The sequence below is a fragment of the Deltaproteobacteria bacterium genome (genome assembly GCA_029860075.1).
Lineage (GTDB): Bacteria > Desulfobacterota > JADFVX01 > JADFVX01 > JADFVX01 > JAOUBX01.
On record JAOUBX010000002.1, the window covers coordinates 123436 to 140070 of the forward strand.

Consider the following 16635-nt stretch of genomic DNA (forward strand, 5'->3'; position numbering starts at 1 on the left):
AGCGCATTAGACTACCGCTCTTCCATGGACAGATAATCTCTTGCAGAAGCGCCAATATAATTCTGTCTCGGTCTGCCTATGACTCTTGCAGGGTCACGGATCATCTCCTCCCACTGGGCCATCCAGCCGGCCATTCGTCCCACAGCAAACATAACGGTAAACATTTCTGTGGGAATGCCTAATGCCTTGTAGATGATCCCCGAATAAAAATCAACATTGGGATAGAGTTTTTTCTCGATAAAGTAGTCGTCAGTGAGAGCTATTTCCTCCAGTTTCATGGCAATATCAAGGAGAGGATCACCACCACTGGTTTTGTTCACAACATCAAGGGCCATTTTCCTGATGATTTTAGCACGAGGGTCGTAATGCTTATAGACCCTGTGCCCAAATCCCATAAGACGGAAGGAGTCATCCTTATCCTTGGCCTTCCCAATAAATTCAGGAATTCGCTCAACTCGCCCAATTTCATTGAGCATAAGAAGAACAGCCTCATTAGCGCCTCCGTGGGCCGGACCCCACAGACAGCCGATCCCTGCCGAAGCGGCGGCAAATGGGTTTGCCCCCGAAGAACCTGCAAGCCTGACCGTCGAGGTTGAGGCATTCTGCTCATGGTCAGCATGGAGAATCAAAATAAGATCGAGCGCTTTGGCATGAAGAGGATCAACTTCATAGGTTTCCGCCGGTACGGAATACATCATGTGGAGAAAGTTTTCGGCATAGCCAAGATCATTTTTCGGGTAAACAAAGGGCTGACCCATAGTGTACTTGTAAGCCATGGCAGCCATAGTGGGCAGCTTTGCAATGAGTCTGTGCGCTGATATCTCCTGGTGTCTGGGATTATTCACATCGGTAGAATCGTGATAAAAGGCGGATAATGCGCCTACCATGCCAACAAGTACAGCCATGGGGTGCGCGTCAGGCCTGAACCCTTTGATGAAATCCCTCAGGCCCTCATGAACCATAGTATGAAGCGTTATCATTCTGACAAAATGATCGTGCTGCTCTATTGTCGGTAGTTCTCCATAAAGAACAAGATAACAAACTTCGAGGAAATTACTCTTTTCTGCCAACTGCTCAATGGGGTAGCCCCGGTAAAGAAGAACACCCTCCTCCCCGTCAATGTAGGTAATACTGCTTTCACAGCTTGCTGTTGATTTAAAACCGGGATCATAGGTAAAAAGACCCATCTTACCGTACAGTCTCCTCATATCAACAAGGGAAGGGCCATGGGTTCCTGTGAGGAGTGGAAAGTCCTCCTTTTCGCCTGTTTTATTATTAATTATCGTTACCGTATCGCTGCCCATATTAATCTCCTTGAAAAGATATTTAATGTATAAAACCATTATTTATTTTAAAGAATCCTTGCTATATAATTCTTATAAAAAAAAGGGGATAAGGCAAGTAGAAAAAGCTATTTACAAAATTTCTATTAAGAGGCACAGTTATTTATCATAGCGCCTTTAATCCTGAGAAAGGCAGCAGGTCAAAAATTATAGTGCAGTACATTATTTGAGATCGCTTTCAATTAATCTGTGCTTCCTCTGTACAGATTGCAGGAGTTTTTTTCAAATGCCGTGGTAACAAGAACTTTCACCAAAAACAATGAACGAACTGCCATTTACAGGTTAGTGTGACAATATTAATACATTCTTTTATACCATAAGCCCGGGCAATAATATACTTTTGACGGTAATCACCTTCCCATCTTCCCCGGGGAGTGATAAAATGATATTCAAAATTGGAAGAGGCAGGAAAAAGAATTGAAAGAAAAGATAAATATTCAAAGCCAGCTTGAACAGTACCTTCACTTCATGAAAATGTCAGGCATTGATTATTTGCCCGTAAAAAGAAGAGCAAATGCCTCAACAGTCCCGAAAGAGGCTATCAACGAAGAGCCTCCATCGTCAGTCCCGCAGAGTATCACAAGCGATCTTGAAAAGATAAGAACCGAACTGGCAGACTGTTCAAGATGCAGGCTGGGGAAGACCCGTACCAATCTCGTCTTTGGTACGGGAGATAGAAATGCCGATCTGGTCTTCGTCGGGGAGGCTCCCGGCAGGGATGAGGATTTGCAGGGAGAACCCTTTGTTGGTAAAGCAGGTCAGTTGTTAACTAAAATTATTGAAGCCATCAGTCTAAAAAGAGAGAATGTTTACATTTGCAATGTCCTGAAATGCAGGCCGCCTCAAAACAGGAATCCACTCCCAGAGGAGATAGAATGCTGTGAACCCTTTCTCATTAAGCAGATTAGAGCAATTAAACCAAAGGTGATCTGCGCTCTCGGTAAATTTGCAGCACAGACCCTCTTAAAAAGTGAGGCGCCCATTTCAACCCTTCGGGGCAAATTCCATAATTACCATGGCGTTCCCCTCATGCCCACCTATCACCCCGCTTTTCTTCTCAGAAATCCAAAGATGAAAAAAGAGGTCTGGCAGGATGTCCAGCTAATTCAAAAAGTCTTAAAGGGCAAAATCGATCCTTCTTTACTTTAAGTAATAAATCTGATAACTTGGGCTCTATGGGTGTGCATGAAGACATATTAAACCTGGAGATGAAAATCAACCAGTTGAGGATCGATTATGATCAATACTTTGCCGGTATTTTAAAGATCCCCCCCTTTAAACTTCAGGAAGAAATCAAAAGAATGATAAGGCTGTACAGCAGTCGGAAAATTCAGAATACTGCCCTTAATTTCAGGTACAAATCACAGGTTTCAAGATATACTACTTACGATAACTTGTGGCAGAGACATATGAGAATGATCAATGACGGCTCAATGCAGCGGGGAGCCGGCTTTAAATCATCAGGAAAAAAGAAGGATGCCGAAACCAGTAGTGAAACTCCTGCTGAAAAGTTATACAAGGAATATATTCAAGCAAAAAGTTCTCTCAAGCAGAGCACAAGCGACGTAAAGGTTCAAAGTCTCCAGAGTATGATAGATAAGCAGACAGCGGCAATTAAAGCCAAGTACAAGTGCAGCAGTGTTGATTACAAGGTAGTTACTGAAGGTGGGAAGGCAAAGATTAAGGCCATACCGAAGAAGTAGAACCTATATTACAAGTTTTAAAAGGTGATATAAACAAAAAAGCCGGCTTTAGGCCGGCTTTACTTTACTTACCTGTTAGCTGTTTCCAGCCTGACCCTTGCTTTTTCAAGGGCTATTTCCGCTTCCTCATAGTCTTTTTCACCGGGAGTAAGCTTATTCAAACCCTCTTCAGCTTTAGCCTGAGCCGCCTTGGCCCTCTCAACATCGATGCTGTCCTTAAGCTCGGCAGTTTCGGCAAGAATGGTAACCTTGTCGGGACCTACTTCGGCATATCCACCACCAAGAGACATATACTGCTCAACGTTTCCGTTCTTGTAATTTACCTGACCAATCTTAAGAGAACTCAGCATATGACAATGACCTGGAAGAACGCCGAATTCACCTTCCGTACCGGTAACGGTAATTTCGTCGACTTCTTCACTCACCATCATCGCTTCGGGAGTTACTATTTCCAACTTAATTTTTTCAGCCATGACCTTTTATTCTTTCAATGATTAATCAATCACCACGCAAGCAGCGGTATATCAGCGCGGAGATAATCTTCCCATTATAGGGCAGCAAGCCGCGGGAATACACCCGCCTGGGATCTTAAAACTTAGGCAGCGAGTTTTTTCGCCTTTTCCAGAACCTCATCCATATTTCCTACCATGTAGAAAGCCTGCTCAGGAAGATCATCATACTTACCTTCGAGAAGTTCTTTGAAGCCCTTGATAGTATCCTTGAGGTTTACATACTTTCCGGGAGAACCGGTAAAGACCTCAGCAACGAAAAAAGGCTGAGAAAGGAATCTCTGGATCTTTCTGGCTCTGGCAACGATAAGTCTATCTTCTTCAGAAAGTTCATCCATTCCGAGAATAGCAATAATATCCTGTAAGTCTTTGTATCTCTGAAGAACAGTCTGAACACCCCTGGCTATGCTGTAATGCTCTTCACCAACAACCTGTGGATCGAGAATTCTAGACGTTGAGTCCAGCGGATCGACAGCAGGGTAGATCCCGAGTTCGGCAATCTGCCTTGAAAGAACGGTTGTCGCATCAAGGTGAGCAAAGGTCGTTGCAGGAGCAGGGTCAGTCAAGTCATCAGCAGGAACGTAAACAGCCTGAACAGAGGTAATGGAACCCTTCTTCGTTGTTGTAATCCTCTCCTGTAGAAGACCCATCTCAGTAGCCAGAGTCGGCTGGTAACCAACGGCTGACGGAATACGCCCGAGAAGAGCGGAAACTTCAGAACCGGCTTGCGTAAATCTGAATATATTATCAATGAAGAGAAGAACGTCCTGACCTTCTTCGTCCCTGAAGTATTCAGCAATAGTAAGGGCGGAAAGAGCAACTCTTGCACGGGCTCCCGGAGGCTCATTCATCTGACCGTATACAAGGCAGGCTTTATCAATAACGCCTGACTCGCTCATTTCCATAAAAAGGTCATTACCTTCTCTTGTTCTTTCACCAACTCCGCCAAAAACGGAATAACCACCATGCTGGGTAGCAATATTGTTAATGAGTTCCATAATGAGAACCGTCTTTCCAACTCCGGCACCACCGAAGAGACCGATCTTACCCCCTTTGGCATAAGGTGCAAGGAGGTCAACAACCTTAATACCTGTCTCAAGAGATTCAACTTCCGTGCTCTGATCTTCAAATGCAGGCGCTTCCCTGTGAATTGGGTAATATTTTTCAGTTTCTACTGGCGGCCTCTCGTCAACGGGGTCACCGATTACATTGAGAATTCTTCCCAGAGTATTGCTACCAACAGGAACGGTAATTTGCTCACCCGTATCAACAGCCTTCATCCCTCTTACAAGCCCTTCAGAAGAATCCATTGCAATACATCTTACAACGTTATCACCGACATGTTGAGCAACCTCAACGACGAGGTTACCCTCTTGATCACTGATAGCCGGATTTGTAATTCTAAGAGCATTAAGGATCGGCGGAAGCTGTCCCCTTTCGAATTGAACGTCTACAACAGGTCCGATTACCTGAGATATTTTCCCTTCATTCATTCCTGATACCTCTTCTTCACAATTTTTTATATTGCCGTTATATAATTTTTTTAATTTTCTATAATATTAACTAACGGATTGAGCGCCATTAATAATATCCATCAATTCAGTCGTAATAGCTGCCTGTCTTGCCCTGTTGTACTGGATGGTTAACCTGCCAATCATATCCTTGGCATTATTACTGGCAGAGTCCATAGCCGTCATTCTTGCACCATGCTCGCTTGCCGCCGTTTCAAGAATAGCCTTGAAAAGCTGCGATGCCACATACTTGGGGATAAGACCATCCAGAATATTCACAGCTGAGGGCTCAAAAAGAAAGTCAGGATTTTCCAGAGAGTCAGACGTCTCATCAGCCTTGATCGGCAGAAGTCTTTCTACTGTGGGAATCTGAGTCATAGCTGATTGAAACTTTCCAAAAACGAGATAAACTTCATCGATGTCACCGTTCAGGTAAGCTTCAATGACTTTATCACTCAGTTCAAGAGCAACTGAATAACCCTTTCCCGGCGCGGCAGTTGTGTAGGAATCTTTTTCTGTAATACCCCTGCGCCTAAAATACTCAAGACCTTTTTTCCCATAAAAACTATAAATGACTTCCTTACCCGCAAACTGCTCTGCTACGAGTTTTTCAACATTCTTAATGAGGTTGGCATTAAATCCGCCACAAAGCCCACGATCAGAAGTAAAAAGAATAACACCCACCTTGTTGGCAGGCCTTACCTCGAGAAGCGGGCTGGAGCTTGAATCCACGCCGGAAGAGAGATTTTTCAAAACTTCCTGCATCTTTTCCGCATAGGGCCTTCCGGCCACGATAGATTCCTGCGCGCGTCTTAGCTTGGCGGCAGAAACCATTTTCATCGCCTTTGTAATCTGGCTCGTATTTTTAAGCGAACCGATTCTTTTTTTAATCTCTTTAAGATTGGCCATCTTTTATCAACCCTTACTATTCAGCAAATATCCCTTTAAATGAATCAAGGGCAGCATTTAGATTCTTTTTCACATCATCATCAATCTGTTTCTTGGCTTTGATACCCTCAAAGACATCAGGATGCTTGCTTTCGAGGAAGGTAAAGAGTTCACTCTCGTACCTGCCGAGGGCATCAGTAGCATAATCATCACAGTAACCATTAATTGCTGCGTAGATAATTACAACCTGCTTCTCAATTGGGAATGGCTTGTACTGGCCCTGTTTTAGAATTTCTACCAAAACCTTACCACGTGAAAGCTGCTTCTGAGTAGCCGGATCAAGGTCACTACCAAACTGGGCGAAAGCCGCCAGTTCCCTGAACTGTGCAAGATCAAGTCTGAGCGTTCCCGCAACCTGCTTCATGGCTTTAATCTGGGCTGAACCACCAACCCTTGATACGGAAAGACCAACGTTAATGGCAGGCCTGATACCTGAGTTAAAGAGATCGGACTCAAGGAAGATCTGACCATCAGTAATAGAAATAACATTTGTCGGAATATAGGCAGAAACATCACCGGCCTGTGTTTCAATGATAGGAAGTGCAGTAAGTGAACCTCCTCCCTTTTCATCGCTTAATTTGGCTGCTCTTTCGAGAAGCCTTGAGTGTACGTAAAATACGTCTCCGGGGAAGGCCTCACGTCCGGGAGGTCTTCTGAGAAGCAGCGAAAGCTGCCTGTAAGCAACAGACTGCTTTGAAAGATCATCGTAAACAATGAGAGCGTGTCTCTTGTTGTCCCTGAAATATTCACCCATGGTTACACCTGTATAGGGCGAAAGGAACTGCATTGGGGCCGGGTCAGAGGCCGTAGCTGAAACAACGATAGTGTAATCCATAGCGCCGTGGCTCTTTAGCTTTTCAACAACCTGGGCAACGGTGGATCTCTTCTGACCGATGGCAACGTAAATACAAGCAACATCCTGGCCTTTCTGGTTGATAATGGTGTCGATTGCAACAGCCGTTTTGCCGGTCTGCCTGTCACCGATGATAAGTTCTCTCTGCCCCCTGCCGATAGGTACCATACCATCAATCGCCTTGATACCTGTCTGCATCGGTTCATGAACAGATTTCCTGTCAAGAATACCGGGCGCTTTAATCTCAACTCTTCTGGAATGTTCCGTTTCAATAGGGCCTGCGCCATCAATAGGAACACCGAGTGAATCAACAACTCTTCCAAGCAGGGCGTCACCAACAGGAACTTCAACGATGGTTCCCGTTCTTTTTACAGTGTCTCCCTCTTTAATATGCTTGTCTTCACCAAAAAGAACGGCGCCAACGAGAGACTGTTCGAGGTTAAGAACCATTCCCCTGACTCCACCGGGGAATTCGAGAAGCTCTCCTGCCATCGCCTTATCAAGACCATGAATCCTGGCAACACCGTCACCGATTGAGAGAACCGTACCGGTCTCACTCACCTCAACGGATTTTTCATAGTCCTTGATCTGCTTTTTTATTATCGAACTGATTTCATCGGCTCTAATCTCCATCTGCCAATCATCCCTTCATCATATTATTTTTTATATTGTTAAGCTGAGTCCTGATACTTCCGTCATAGATAACACTGCCGACTCTTGCAACAACGCCACCTATCAATTCAGGATCAACAGATATATCCATAATAACTTTCTTACCCGTGGCTTTTTCAAGGCCCTTACGGATCTCTTCTTCATCACTCCCGGCAGGTTTAAAGGGAATGGTTACTTCCGTTTTTACTCTACCGGCAGCCTCATCACAAAGAAGCTGATAACTTTCGTTGATTGACTTCAAAAGACTTATCCGCTTTTTATCAACGAGCAGCCTGACGAAATTTTTAAGAGTCCCTTTCACCTTAAGCTTTCCCGCTACATCGTCAACAATTGCCAATTTAGTGTCGAGATCACAGGAAGGATCAAGCAGAACCTTTTCAAGATCAGACCCCTCACAAATATCAGAAAAACGGGCCAGTTCCCGGCCAACTTCTTCCCGGGCCTTTTCTTCAGCGGCAAGCTCTATAAGAGCCGTTGCATACCTGATTGATAATACGTCTCCAGTCAATTTACGTCCCCTAACCCTTGAAGATACTCACTTACCAGCTTCTTCTGGTCCTCTTTTTTCAAATCCTTGACAAGCATCTTTTCGGCAAGCGCCACAGCGGCGTGGGCCACTTCTTCCCTGATGGATGCAACAGCCTTTTTCATTTCCTGGTTAGCAGAGAAAGCCGCCTGCTGCTTAATCTTTTCAGCAGCCTCATGAGCAGCCTCAATGATCCTCTCTCTCTCCACTTCACCCTCTTTTATCAAGGTATCCTGAATCTCCTGGATCTCACCTTCAAGACCGGCAAGTCTGCCCATATAATCGTTGAGCTTCTTTTCGGCATCCTCTTTACCTTTTTCGGCATCGTTGAGCTCCTTTTTGATCCCCTCGATTCTGCCATTCAGGAAATTTCTGATAGGTTTTGCGGCAGCAAAATAAAGTATCGCTGCAAAGATGAGAAAGTTGAGCACCCTCCAGCCCAGATCGATCAACTGGTTACCACCGCCATGGGCGTCACTGGAAGCTAATGCAAACGAGGGAACAAAGAAGAGGACAGCTAAAGTCATCAGTACGGCGAATTTCATGTTTTTTGAGATCACTGCACCCTCCCAATAACCTTATCGGAAATAGCATGTCCCATTTCATCAACCATACCGCGAAGACTCTCAAGGGCAGCGCCCTTCTCTTTTGCTATACGCTCTATCGCTTCACCTATACTTGCCTGGGCAGCAGCATGGGCCTCTTCCAGGATATGAGTTTCCTTATCAAGACCCTCTTTCTTCAGTTTACCCCTTTCGGCATTCCCCTCTCCCCTGGCAACTTCAAGCTTTGCCTTGTATTCAGCAAGCTTCTCCTCTACCTGTTTTTCAGCAGAGAGCGCATCCTTTTCCAGATCGGTAAGCTTCTTGCTCCTCTCTTCCATGACCTTCAGCACAGGCTTGTACAAAAGAACATTAAGAATGTATACAAGGAACAGAAAGAGTCCCATCTGGATAAAAAAGGTGATATCTAGTTCTATACTTACCATTTAAAAGTAACTCCCTCCAGACGTCATAAAGTCGAAGATAGTATTTAATTTCTTTCTCTTTGTCAACATAAAACAGCCATTATGTCCAAAAAATATGGTCACAAATTAACGGTGTCTTTTCTTAAGTCTTCTATTTATCCGTTTTATTCGATTTTCAACAATTTGCGGATTAGGATAAATACCCTGGATTTTTTTCAGGATTTTGATAGCACCTTGCAGGTCTTCCTGCTCTTCATGACAAATAGCCAATTGAAAAGTAGCCTCCACAGCATAAGGCGTATGAGGAAAACGATCGATAATTGCATTGTATTCCCTGATTGCATCGGTCAATTTCCCCTCCACATAATAGCTGTTGGCAACCTGATAATAAACCCTCTCTTTCAGCTCCGTATCGGGAAACATGGAGAGGAGCATTTTTAATTCAACCCGCTGCTGCTCAAAGTTCTTCAGGTTAAAGTAGGCATTGGTAATTTCATACTGGAAATGCTCAGCCTCCTCTTCCCCCGCATAATAACCAATGGCCTTTTGATACTCGACAATGGCCTGCTTGTCGTCATGGAGGTTATACATATAAATATGGGCAAGATATTTCTGGGCCAGCTTGCATTTCTCACTCCAGGGGTAGTTGGCAATGAGCCTCCTGAAAGAATCAATAGAGGCTGCATAATTTTTCAGATATTTGTACTGAATTTGGCCAATCTGAAAAAGCGCTTCCGGAGCAAGGGGTGATTTTTCATAATGAAGCGCTACCTGACGGTACGCCTTGATCGCCACTTCATACCTGCCTGAGGCCTTCTCCTTCTCGCCACGATTGAATTCTTTTTCCCCCATATCCTTCCCGCAGGAAACAAGAACAAGACAGCTAAAAAAAAGAGAGGCTGCAAAACCTCTCTTTTTTTTAGTTTTCAAGGGAAAAAAACTATTCCCGGCTTTCTTCGCCACCCTCTTCATCATCATCTTCTTCACGCTCTTCTCTTTCGGCCAGCCTGGCGACACTGACGACACGCTCGCCTTCTTCAACCCCTATGAGTTTGACTCCCTGCGTATTCCGTCCAATAACAGAGATTCCCTTCATTGAAAAACGTATAATCTTACCGCTGTTAGTAATCATCATGACTTCATCATCATCGGTAACCTGCAGAAAACCGACAACCTTTCCGTTTCTCTCTGTCGTCTTAATAGTAATAACCCCTTTACCACTCCGGCTTTGCCCCCTGTATTCAGAGGTGGCCGTCCTTTTACCGAATCCATTTTCAGTAACCGTCAAAATGGTTGAAGCATCACCGACTATCTCCATGGCAACAAGAATGTCATCTCCCGCCAACGTAATGCCCCTCACACCTCTGGACACTCTTCCCATGGGCCTAACCTGATCTTCCTTAAAACGAATGGACTGGCCGTCTTTCGTACCGAGGAATATATCCTTCGTACCGTCGGTAAGCCTGGTAACGACAAGACTGTCACCTTCATCGAGATTAATGGCTATAATACCGCCTGCCCTTGGATTACTGTAAGCCATGAGGTCCGTCTTTTTGACAACACCCTGCCTGGTTGCCATCATGATATACCGGCCCTCTTCAAAGTTCCTTACAGGAAGGAAGCTGGTAATATTTTCATCATTGGCAATATTAAGCAGATTGACGATGGCCTTTCCTCTTGCCGCCCTTCCCGCCTGCGGTATTTCATGAACTTTAAGCCAGTAAACCTTACCGGCATCGGTAAAGAAAAGGATATAACTGTGCGTCGAGGCAATAAAGAGATGCTCCACAAAATCCTCTTCCTTCGTCGACATACCCGTTTTACCCTTGCCGCCCCTGCGCTGAGCCCTGTAGAGCACGGTAGGATTCCTCTTTATGTAGCCCGTATGGGAAATAGTAACGACCATATCTTCATCAACGATAAGATCCTCAAGGGTTATTTCCGTCGTTTTGTCGATAATCTCCGTCCTTCTTTCATCACCGAACCTCGCCTTGATATCCTTCAACTCATCGACAATAACACCCATAAGAACTTTTTCATCACCCAGGATGGTTTTAAGGTAGGCAATCTGCTTTAAAACCTCTTCCAGGTCCTGCTGTATTTTCTCCTGTTCAAGGCCCGTTAGCCTGTGGAGCCTCATTTCGAGGATGGCCTTAGCCTGAACCTCGCTCAGCCCGTAAGCGCCTGAAGTGAACCTGGCCGCCAACTCATCATCACTAAAGCCTGCCTTTTTAAGCATGGCCTTAACAGGCGCCGCCTCCCACTTTTCGTGAACGAGCCTTTTTGAGGCTTCCGCCGAGTTGGGTGAGCGTTTAATGATTTCAATGATCCTGTCGATATTGGCAAGCGCAACGGCAAGGCCTTCCAGGATATGGGCCTTGTCTTCCGCCTTTTTCAATTCAAAAATAGTCCGCCTGGTAACAACCTCTTTCCTGTGGTCAATGAAGTACCAGAGGAGTTCCCTCAGGTTAATTAACCTCGGCTGGCCGTTAACGAGGGCAACCGTATTAACGCCAAAAGACTGCTGCATCTGTGTATTTTTATAGAGCGCATTAATGATTACCTGGGCAACTTCATCCCTTTTGAGTTCGATAACGATGCGCATGCCGTCCCTGTCGGACTCGTCTCTTAAGTCCGAGATGCCTTCAATCTTTTTGTCTCTTACCAGTTCGGCAATCTTTTCGATAAGCTTTGCCTTGTTTACCTGGTAAGGGAGTTCGGTAACGATGATACTTTCCCGCTCGGTCCGCTTCTGCTTTTCAACAAGAACCCTGGCACGCATCTGGACGATTCCCCTGCCCGTCTCATAAGCAGAGCGAATTCCCTCCCTGCCATGAATAAAGCCGGCCGTCGGAAAGTCCGGACCGGGAATAATTTCAATGAGTTCATCAATGGTAATGTCCGGGTTTTCGATCATAGTAATGATCCCCTTAATTACTTCCGCCAGATTGTGAGGTGGAATATTGGTGGCCATACCAACGGCAATCCCCGAAGAACCGTTGATAAGAAGTGCCGGAACCTTGGCCGGAAGAACGGAAGGTTCCTGGAGTGATCCGTCATAGTTGGGAACAAATTCGACGGTCTCTTTTTCAAGATCTTCAAGAAGCTCGGCAGTGAGCTTGTCCATCCTCACTTCCGTATATCTCATGGCCGCCGCTGAATCACCGTCAATGGAGCCAAAGTTCCCCTGACCGTCAACGAGGGGGTAGCGAAGGGAAAAGTCCTGGGCCATACGAACAATGGCATCATAAACAGCTGTATCACCGTGGGGGTGATACTTACCGATTACGTCACCGACAACCCTGGCCGATTTCTTGTAGGGCTTGTTCCATACATTGCCGAGATCATGCATGGCAAAGAGAATTCTTCGATGAACGGGTTTCAAACCATCCCTTACATCGGGAAGGGCCCTTCCAACGATTACACTCATGGCATAATCAAGGTAGGCCGTCTTCATTTCATCTTCTATATAAACGGGTACTTTGTTATCGTCCTGATACATGTCCACCTTCCAATTTTCAGCAGGATTTTTAATCTGACAGCTTTATTTTTAAGCTCACTAGGATATTAGAAACGGTCTCTAAAGTCAATTGAATTCAGGGGCAGGAGAGACGGAAGAGAAGCATGGAACCGTTATAATCAAGGGACTTAATCGCGAAAAATGTAATTCCTGCTTTTCCCGCTAACATACACTATTGAATGCTATCCGGACAAAAGAGAGGCAAGAGCAAATTTTGAGTGCGAAATAAAGCAATAAAATTTGTAATGCATACTTTGTTCTGATATTATCGGGGAAATGGCATACCGACTGACTTTAGAAGGAGAATAGTATATGGATGCACTAGCGCGCGCCTTAGTGAATGCCATGGCATTTATCGAACTATCGCCGGAAGATGTAATCGATTTTGATAGCTCTATCCAGGCCATGGAAATGATCGTCTCGGAACTGAAGGATGCAACTCCACAGGAGATTACGTCCCTGAAAGTGGCATTGGAAGCACAGCACAAAATTCAAAAAGAGACTGGCGCAAGAGGCGACATTTTGGAATTTTATAAAAACTTTTTGGAAAGCACAGGTCTTGAAGAAAAATAATGTGCAGAACTTCTGACCCCTTGTGACCCACTAAAAAAACAAACCTCTTTAAAACTACCAGTCTTCATCCTGGGGATGAAGTTTCCTGGCTTTCTCCCACTGTTTCAATATGGTTTCTTTTACCGGTTCGTAGATATCATAACCGTCCTCTGTCTCGGCGCTGGCCTTGATCCCTGCGGCTCTCATCCACTGAGCGATGTAAATAGGCACCTGGTTAAGAGCATCGTTTATTTCTTCTTCTGAAAGTTGAAATAGCATTTTGGGTACTTTCATCTGTCACCTCCTCTTTTCTCTGAACGAGAACTGCCGGTTTATTGCTTCTGTCTTTTTTTGAAGACATCAGCGCTATCCAAAATCCTGAAACGGATTTTGAGCATATCTACTTCCTTATGAGGCCCATATCAAGATATGATTGGTTCTGCATTACAAAAAAGGGCCTGAATTCAGACCTGATTCCTTCGTTCGGGCTAAAGCTGAGAATGTGCAAAAGCCCCATACCATAGCCCATGGGCCCCATATTGTAATAATGTGCCTTCAGACTGTAAGGAAAGGCCCGGGGCGATTTTATGCGGAAACATTCAGGGCCGTATCCCCTTGTAACATCGGCATAAAGTTCTCCACCACTTTTAAGCTTTTTCATTTTGTAAAAAGCATGATTTTGATTTCCATCGTAAATATGAAAATCAACGTCATTGGTATCTGTTTCCCATGATAACACAAACCGCAACTCATCTTCCTCAACATGATTATAATCGATGCTTCGTCCTTTCAAAAGATTTGCCGCTTCTCCCGAATTGACAAGATAAGTCATCATCAGATCAAGGGTTTCACTGATTATTCTTTTCGACAGGGGAAATCGCCTGTCAAAGCGTTTATTACCTGCGGCCAGAAGTATTTCAATTGCTTCTGGCCGCCTATCCGCCGCCCAATAAGCCATTGCAAGCAGGTAGTGTCCCGAAGGGTGGTCAGAACGCTGCTTCAAGGCTTTTTCGAGTGAGTCGACAGCAAGTGAAAGCCCTTTACCCGTGCTCAATAGCCTTTCCGCAGCCCAGCGTCTTATATCGGCCCGGCCCGGATAGTAATCGATAAGTGAACCATAGGCTCTGACTGCATTATTGAAATCGGAAGCCGCTTCGTAAGCCTCGCCAAGGGCAAGCAGCGCCGTTGTATCAGAATAATCAGACATCCTCCAGGCTACAGCAAATTCAAGCGCCTTTTTCACCCTGCCCTTGTCAAGGCGCTTTCTAAAGTCGGCATACTTTCCCGTATAAGGATCCTTTTTTTCTTTGCGGGAGTCTTCTATTGATTCAGGGGCCGCCTCCTCTGCCATGACTATCTCTTCTGCAATTACCGGCTCCGGTTCCATCATTGGCTCGGACTCGGACTCGGGCTCCGGCGCCGCCGGCCTTGCCAGGTCAGCTTCAGGCAAGGCATCACTGAAAGCCTTCATTTCAATTCCCTCTCCACCGGGAACAGCTTGCGTCATTTCAAATGCCTCGGCTTCAATATCACCATCTTCAACAGTCTCTCTTTTTCTCAAGAGTTTGTTTTTTTCTCTCTCTACAGGCATTGAAGGCCTTGATATTACGGGAACCCTTCCCTTTCTTTTTATAAGGGTAATGCCGTCAACACCGACAGTCAGGATATGGGCAAGGGCACGTCGGTCTATTTGATATCGCTCATAATCCATTTCTGTTTCCAGAACAAGCATTGCCGTATATCGGGAAAGCACCCTCTCCTTAATTGAGAGCTTGATAATCCGGTTATGGATAGCACTTTTAATATCCCTGTCTTCGGCCTTTTCTTCACTATAGAGGAGGCGGTCTATTCTTGCCCTTACCCACTCTCTGTTAAGCAGTATGGGATGGACCTTTTTCTCCTTGTAAGAAACTTTCCTTTTATTAATAGTAATGACGGGGCCGGAACTCTCCTTAAGCGCTGCAAAGATAATAACAGGTTCACCGGGAAGGACGGAATCGATCTTTTCAGGCCAAAACCATTCAGCACCGGAAACATTCACGGGAAGATCGCCATAAACCCTTCCTGCCAGTTTGGCTGCCACACCTTCAGTTTCATCACCTGTCCTGAGGGATAATCCCTGGCGCTTCCCCCCTTTAACCAGCAGGCGGGAAAGCCTGTCATCACGGTGTGCCGACGGGCTTATAATATCTACTCTTTCAAGCCATTTCATTTCTGCAATCAACGCTTTAAGCCGCTTTGCTCCCCTCTCGCCGGCCGTCGCCACAACATCAGAGACAATGACAAGACGCCCCCTTTCAAGCTTTATTTCCTTTAGTTTTTTAAATGCCTTTTCAAGGTTTGTCGCACCGAGCGGCATCATACCATCCAATTTTTCAAGAAGTTTTTTCAGCCCCTTCTTTCCACTTTTCTTACCCAGAAAAGTGCTGTCCTGATCAAAAGCATAAAGGTGAAGCCTTTCTATATTCAATTTTCCGGTAATGGATTTGAGATAATCAACGGTACCCTTAAAGTAGGGAGCCTGAGATGCAGAACTATCAACGAGGAGCACCAGGTCTTCAATCTTTTCTTCTTTAGCAAAACCTTTACTGTCCCCTCTGCCATAAGGAATAACGCTGACAGCCATTAACTTTCCGCTTCGCATGGCCAGCGCCTCTTTCCCTTTCAGTAGGGACTTCATACGAAAGTCATCTTCAGGAAGATAATGAAACTTTTCGACATTAAGGATATTAGGAGTCTTCATTTTACCGCCAGGACTGCTGATGGCAGATTGTTTATTATTGCTGCCAAAGCTGTCTCTATCATAGATCACCTTGACTTTGAACTCGTCCAGTTTGGGGAGGCCTTTTAAAGGAAGTTCATAATCGATGGACTGTCTTTCCAGACGCTGTGAATAGGAAAGGATGATCGTCTTGTCTGATTTCGGTTCAATGGGAAAAATACGGGCATTAAAACGATTGCCGCTGTCACTTTCAAGAAGCGCAGGATCCTGCCTCCTGTGAAGAAAGTCCTCATAAATCTGCCGGGCGCGTTTTCTTTCAACAACTTCCCCCTCCTGGAAATCATTCCCTATTCTCATTGCAAACCTGCTTATGGCAGCATTATCCGGCAGGATGATCTGAAAACGCCCTTCACGGCGTCTGTCTTCAGGATTATGAAAGACCATTTCAAGTTCCGTGAAGGCCAGAAAACCGTCAAGCACAACCCTTGCCTCAAACCGTTTAAGATCGAGACCGGTTCCGTCTGAGGCGGTTAGTGAAACAGGAGAAATCTCCTTAAAAGCGTAACAATCAGGCTCAGACAGAAAAACAGCAGTAACAATAATCAGAGATAAAAGCTTCTTCATCCAGGACTCCTATAAAATCAATATTGCTGTTAACCCACAGCAGCGCAAATATTCTTTATATCATATTACCTTTTTCAATGCGCGGCATATTTTGCTAAATAGTATCCATCCAGAAACTATAATTAACGAAACTTTGTTTTCAATTCGGAAAGGAGGAATTTTTTGCAAGGTCAAGGAAATCAAAA

15 protein-coding genes are annotated in these 16635 nt (G+C 45.0%); 3 read left to right on the forward strand and 12 right to left on the reverse strand.

What is annotated here, in order from left to right:
• Nucleotides 1–11 precede the first annotated feature (11 nt).
• Entirely contained in the window at nucleotides 12–1304 is a 1293-nt protein-coding gene (locus tag OEV42_01150; GenBank protein MDH3972859.1) for a citrate synthase, read from the reverse strand.
• Nucleotides 1305–1760: 456 nt separating this feature from the next.
• On the opposite strand from OEV42_01150, the gene OEV42_01155 reads away from it, so the two are divergent.
• Together OEV42_01155 and OEV42_01160 are read left to right on the forward strand one after the other, a co-directional pair.
• The gene (locus tag OEV42_01155) at nucleotides 1761–2492 is read left to right on the forward strand and encodes a uracil-DNA glycosylase (GenBank protein ID MDH3972860.1); all 732 of its coding nucleotides are present in this window, start codon (nucleotides 1761–1763) and stop codon (nucleotides 2490–2492) included.
• Nucleotides 2493–2518: 26 nt separating this feature from the next.
• Nucleotides 2519–3046: a hypothetical protein gene (locus OEV42_01160; protein MDH3972861.1), complete on the forward strand. Its 528-nt coding sequence runs from the start codon at nucleotides 2519–2521 to the stop codon at nucleotides 3044–3046.
• Between the two features lie 68 nt (nucleotides 3047–3114).
• Here OEV42_01160 and OEV42_01165 read toward each other — a convergent pair whose 3' ends face one another.
• The 9 genes from OEV42_01165 to gyrA form a co-directional block, all read right to left on the reverse strand.
• A complete protein-coding gene (locus tag OEV42_01165) occupies nucleotides 3115–3519 on the reverse strand; it encodes a F0F1 ATP synthase subunit epsilon (GenBank protein MDH3972862.1) in 405 nt (134 codons plus the stop codon).
• 122 nt (nucleotides 3520–3641) lie between these two features.
• Entirely contained in the window at nucleotides 3642–5048 is a 1407-nt protein-coding gene (atpD, locus tag OEV42_01170) for a F0F1 ATP synthase subunit beta (protein MDH3972863.1), read from the reverse strand.
• Between the two features lie 66 nt (nucleotides 5049–5114).
• Complete coding sequence (gene atpG / locus OEV42_01175; GenBank protein MDH3972864.1) at nucleotides 5115–5975, reverse strand: ATP synthase F1 subunit gamma; 861 nt, start codon at nucleotides 5973–5975, stop codon at nucleotides 5115–5117.
• A 16-nt stretch (nucleotides 5976–5991) separates the two neighbouring features.
• Entirely contained in the window at nucleotides 5992–7500 is a 1509-nt protein-coding gene (gene atpA, locus OEV42_01180) for a F0F1 ATP synthase subunit alpha (GenBank protein ID MDH3972865.1), read from the reverse strand.
• Between the two features lie 7 nt (nucleotides 7501–7507).
• Nucleotides 7508–8047 (reverse strand): ATP synthase F1 subunit delta, encoded by a 540-nt coding sequence (atpH, locus tag OEV42_01185; protein MDH3972866.1) that lies wholly within the window; start codon nucleotides 8045–8047, stop codon nucleotides 7508–7510.
• Nucleotides 8044–8625, reverse strand: a complete 582-nt coding sequence (gene atpF, locus OEV42_01190; GenBank protein MDH3972867.1) for a F0F1 ATP synthase subunit B — start codon at nucleotides 8623–8625, stop codon at nucleotides 8044–8046. The genes atpH and atpF overlap by 4 nt, the downstream gene beginning before the upstream one ends.
• Nucleotides 8622–9053, reverse strand: a complete 432-nt coding sequence (locus OEV42_01195) for an ATP synthase F0 subunit B (GenBank protein MDH3972868.1) — start codon at nucleotides 9051–9053, stop codon at nucleotides 8622–8624. Before OEV42_01195 ends, atpF begins: the two co-directional genes overlap by 4 nt.
• 105 nt (nucleotides 9054–9158) lie before the next feature.
• A complete protein-coding gene (locus OEV42_01200; GenBank protein MDH3972869.1) occupies nucleotides 9159–10010 on the reverse strand; it encodes a tetratricopeptide repeat protein in 852 nt (283 codons plus the stop codon).
• Nucleotides 9973–12534, reverse strand: coding sequence for a DNA gyrase subunit A (gyrA, locus tag OEV42_01205; protein MDH3972870.1), 2562 nt, complete (start codon nucleotides 12532–12534; stop codon nucleotides 9973–9975). Before gyrA ends, OEV42_01200 begins: the two co-directional genes overlap by 38 nt.
• A 330-nt stretch (nucleotides 12535–12864) precedes the next feature.
• Between gyrA and OEV42_01210 the strand changes: the two genes are divergently transcribed.
• Nucleotides 12865–13125, forward strand: a complete 261-nt coding sequence (locus OEV42_01210; GenBank protein ID MDH3972871.1) for a hypothetical protein — start codon at nucleotides 12865–12867, stop codon at nucleotides 13123–13125.
• 54 nt (nucleotides 13126–13179) lie between these two features.
• On the opposite strand, the gene OEV42_01215 is transcribed toward OEV42_01210, so the two are convergent.
• Together OEV42_01215 and OEV42_01220 are read right to left on the reverse strand one after the other, a co-directional pair.
• On the reverse strand, nucleotides 13180–13398 hold the full coding sequence (locus OEV42_01215; GenBank protein ID MDH3972872.1) for a hypothetical protein: 219 nt from the start codon (nucleotides 13396–13398) through the stop codon (nucleotides 13180–13182).
• A 106-nt stretch (nucleotides 13399–13504) separates the two neighbouring features.
• Nucleotides 13505–16450, reverse strand: a complete 2946-nt coding sequence (locus tag OEV42_01220; protein MDH3972873.1) for a VIT domain-containing protein — start codon at nucleotides 16448–16450, stop codon at nucleotides 13505–13507.
• Nucleotides 16451–16635 lie beyond the last annotated feature (185 nt).

Coding starts and splice junctions, on each gene's coding strand:
- atpD (MDH3972863.1), bottom strand. CDS start 5,048: ATGAATGAAGGGAAAATATCTCAGGTAATCGGACCTGTTGTAGACGTT.
- OEV42_01210 (MDH3972871.1), top strand. CDS start 12,865: ATGGATGCACTAGCGCGCGCCTTAGTGAATGCCATGGCATTTATCGAA.
- OEV42_01200 (MDH3972869.1), bottom strand. CDS start 10,010: ATGATGATGAAGAGGGTGGCGAAGAAAGCCGGGAATAGTTTTTTTCCC.
- OEV42_01165 (MDH3972862.1), bottom strand. CDS start 3,519: ATGGCTGAAAAAATTAAGTTGGAAATAGTAACTCCCGAAGCGATGATG.
- gyrA (MDH3972870.1), bottom strand. CDS start 12,534: ATGTATCAGGACGATAACAAAGTACCCGTTTATATAGAAGATGAAATG.
- OEV42_01220 (MDH3972873.1), bottom strand. CDS start 16,450: ATGAAGAAGCTTTTATCTCTGATTATTGTTACTGCTGTTTTTCTGTCT.
- OEV42_01215 (MDH3972872.1), bottom strand. CDS start 13,398: ATGAAAGTACCCAAAATGCTATTTCAACTTTCAGAAGAAGAAATAAAC.
- atpG (MDH3972864.1), bottom strand. CDS start 5,975: ATGGCCAATCTTAAAGAGATTAAAAAAAGAATCGGTTCGCTTAAAAAT.
- OEV42_01195 (MDH3972868.1), bottom strand. CDS start 9,053: ATGGTAAGTATAGAACTAGATATCACCTTTTTTATCCAGATGGGACTC.
- OEV42_01150 (MDH3972859.1), bottom strand. CDS start 1,304: ATGGGCAGCGATACGGTAACGATAATTAATAATAAAACAGGCGAAAAG.
- atpA (MDH3972865.1), bottom strand. CDS start 7,500: ATGGAGATTAGAGCCGATGAAATCAGTTCGATAATAAAAAAGCAGATC.
- OEV42_01160 (MDH3972861.1), top strand. CDS start 2,519: ATGGGTGTGCATGAAGACATATTAAACCTGGAGATGAAAATCAACCAG.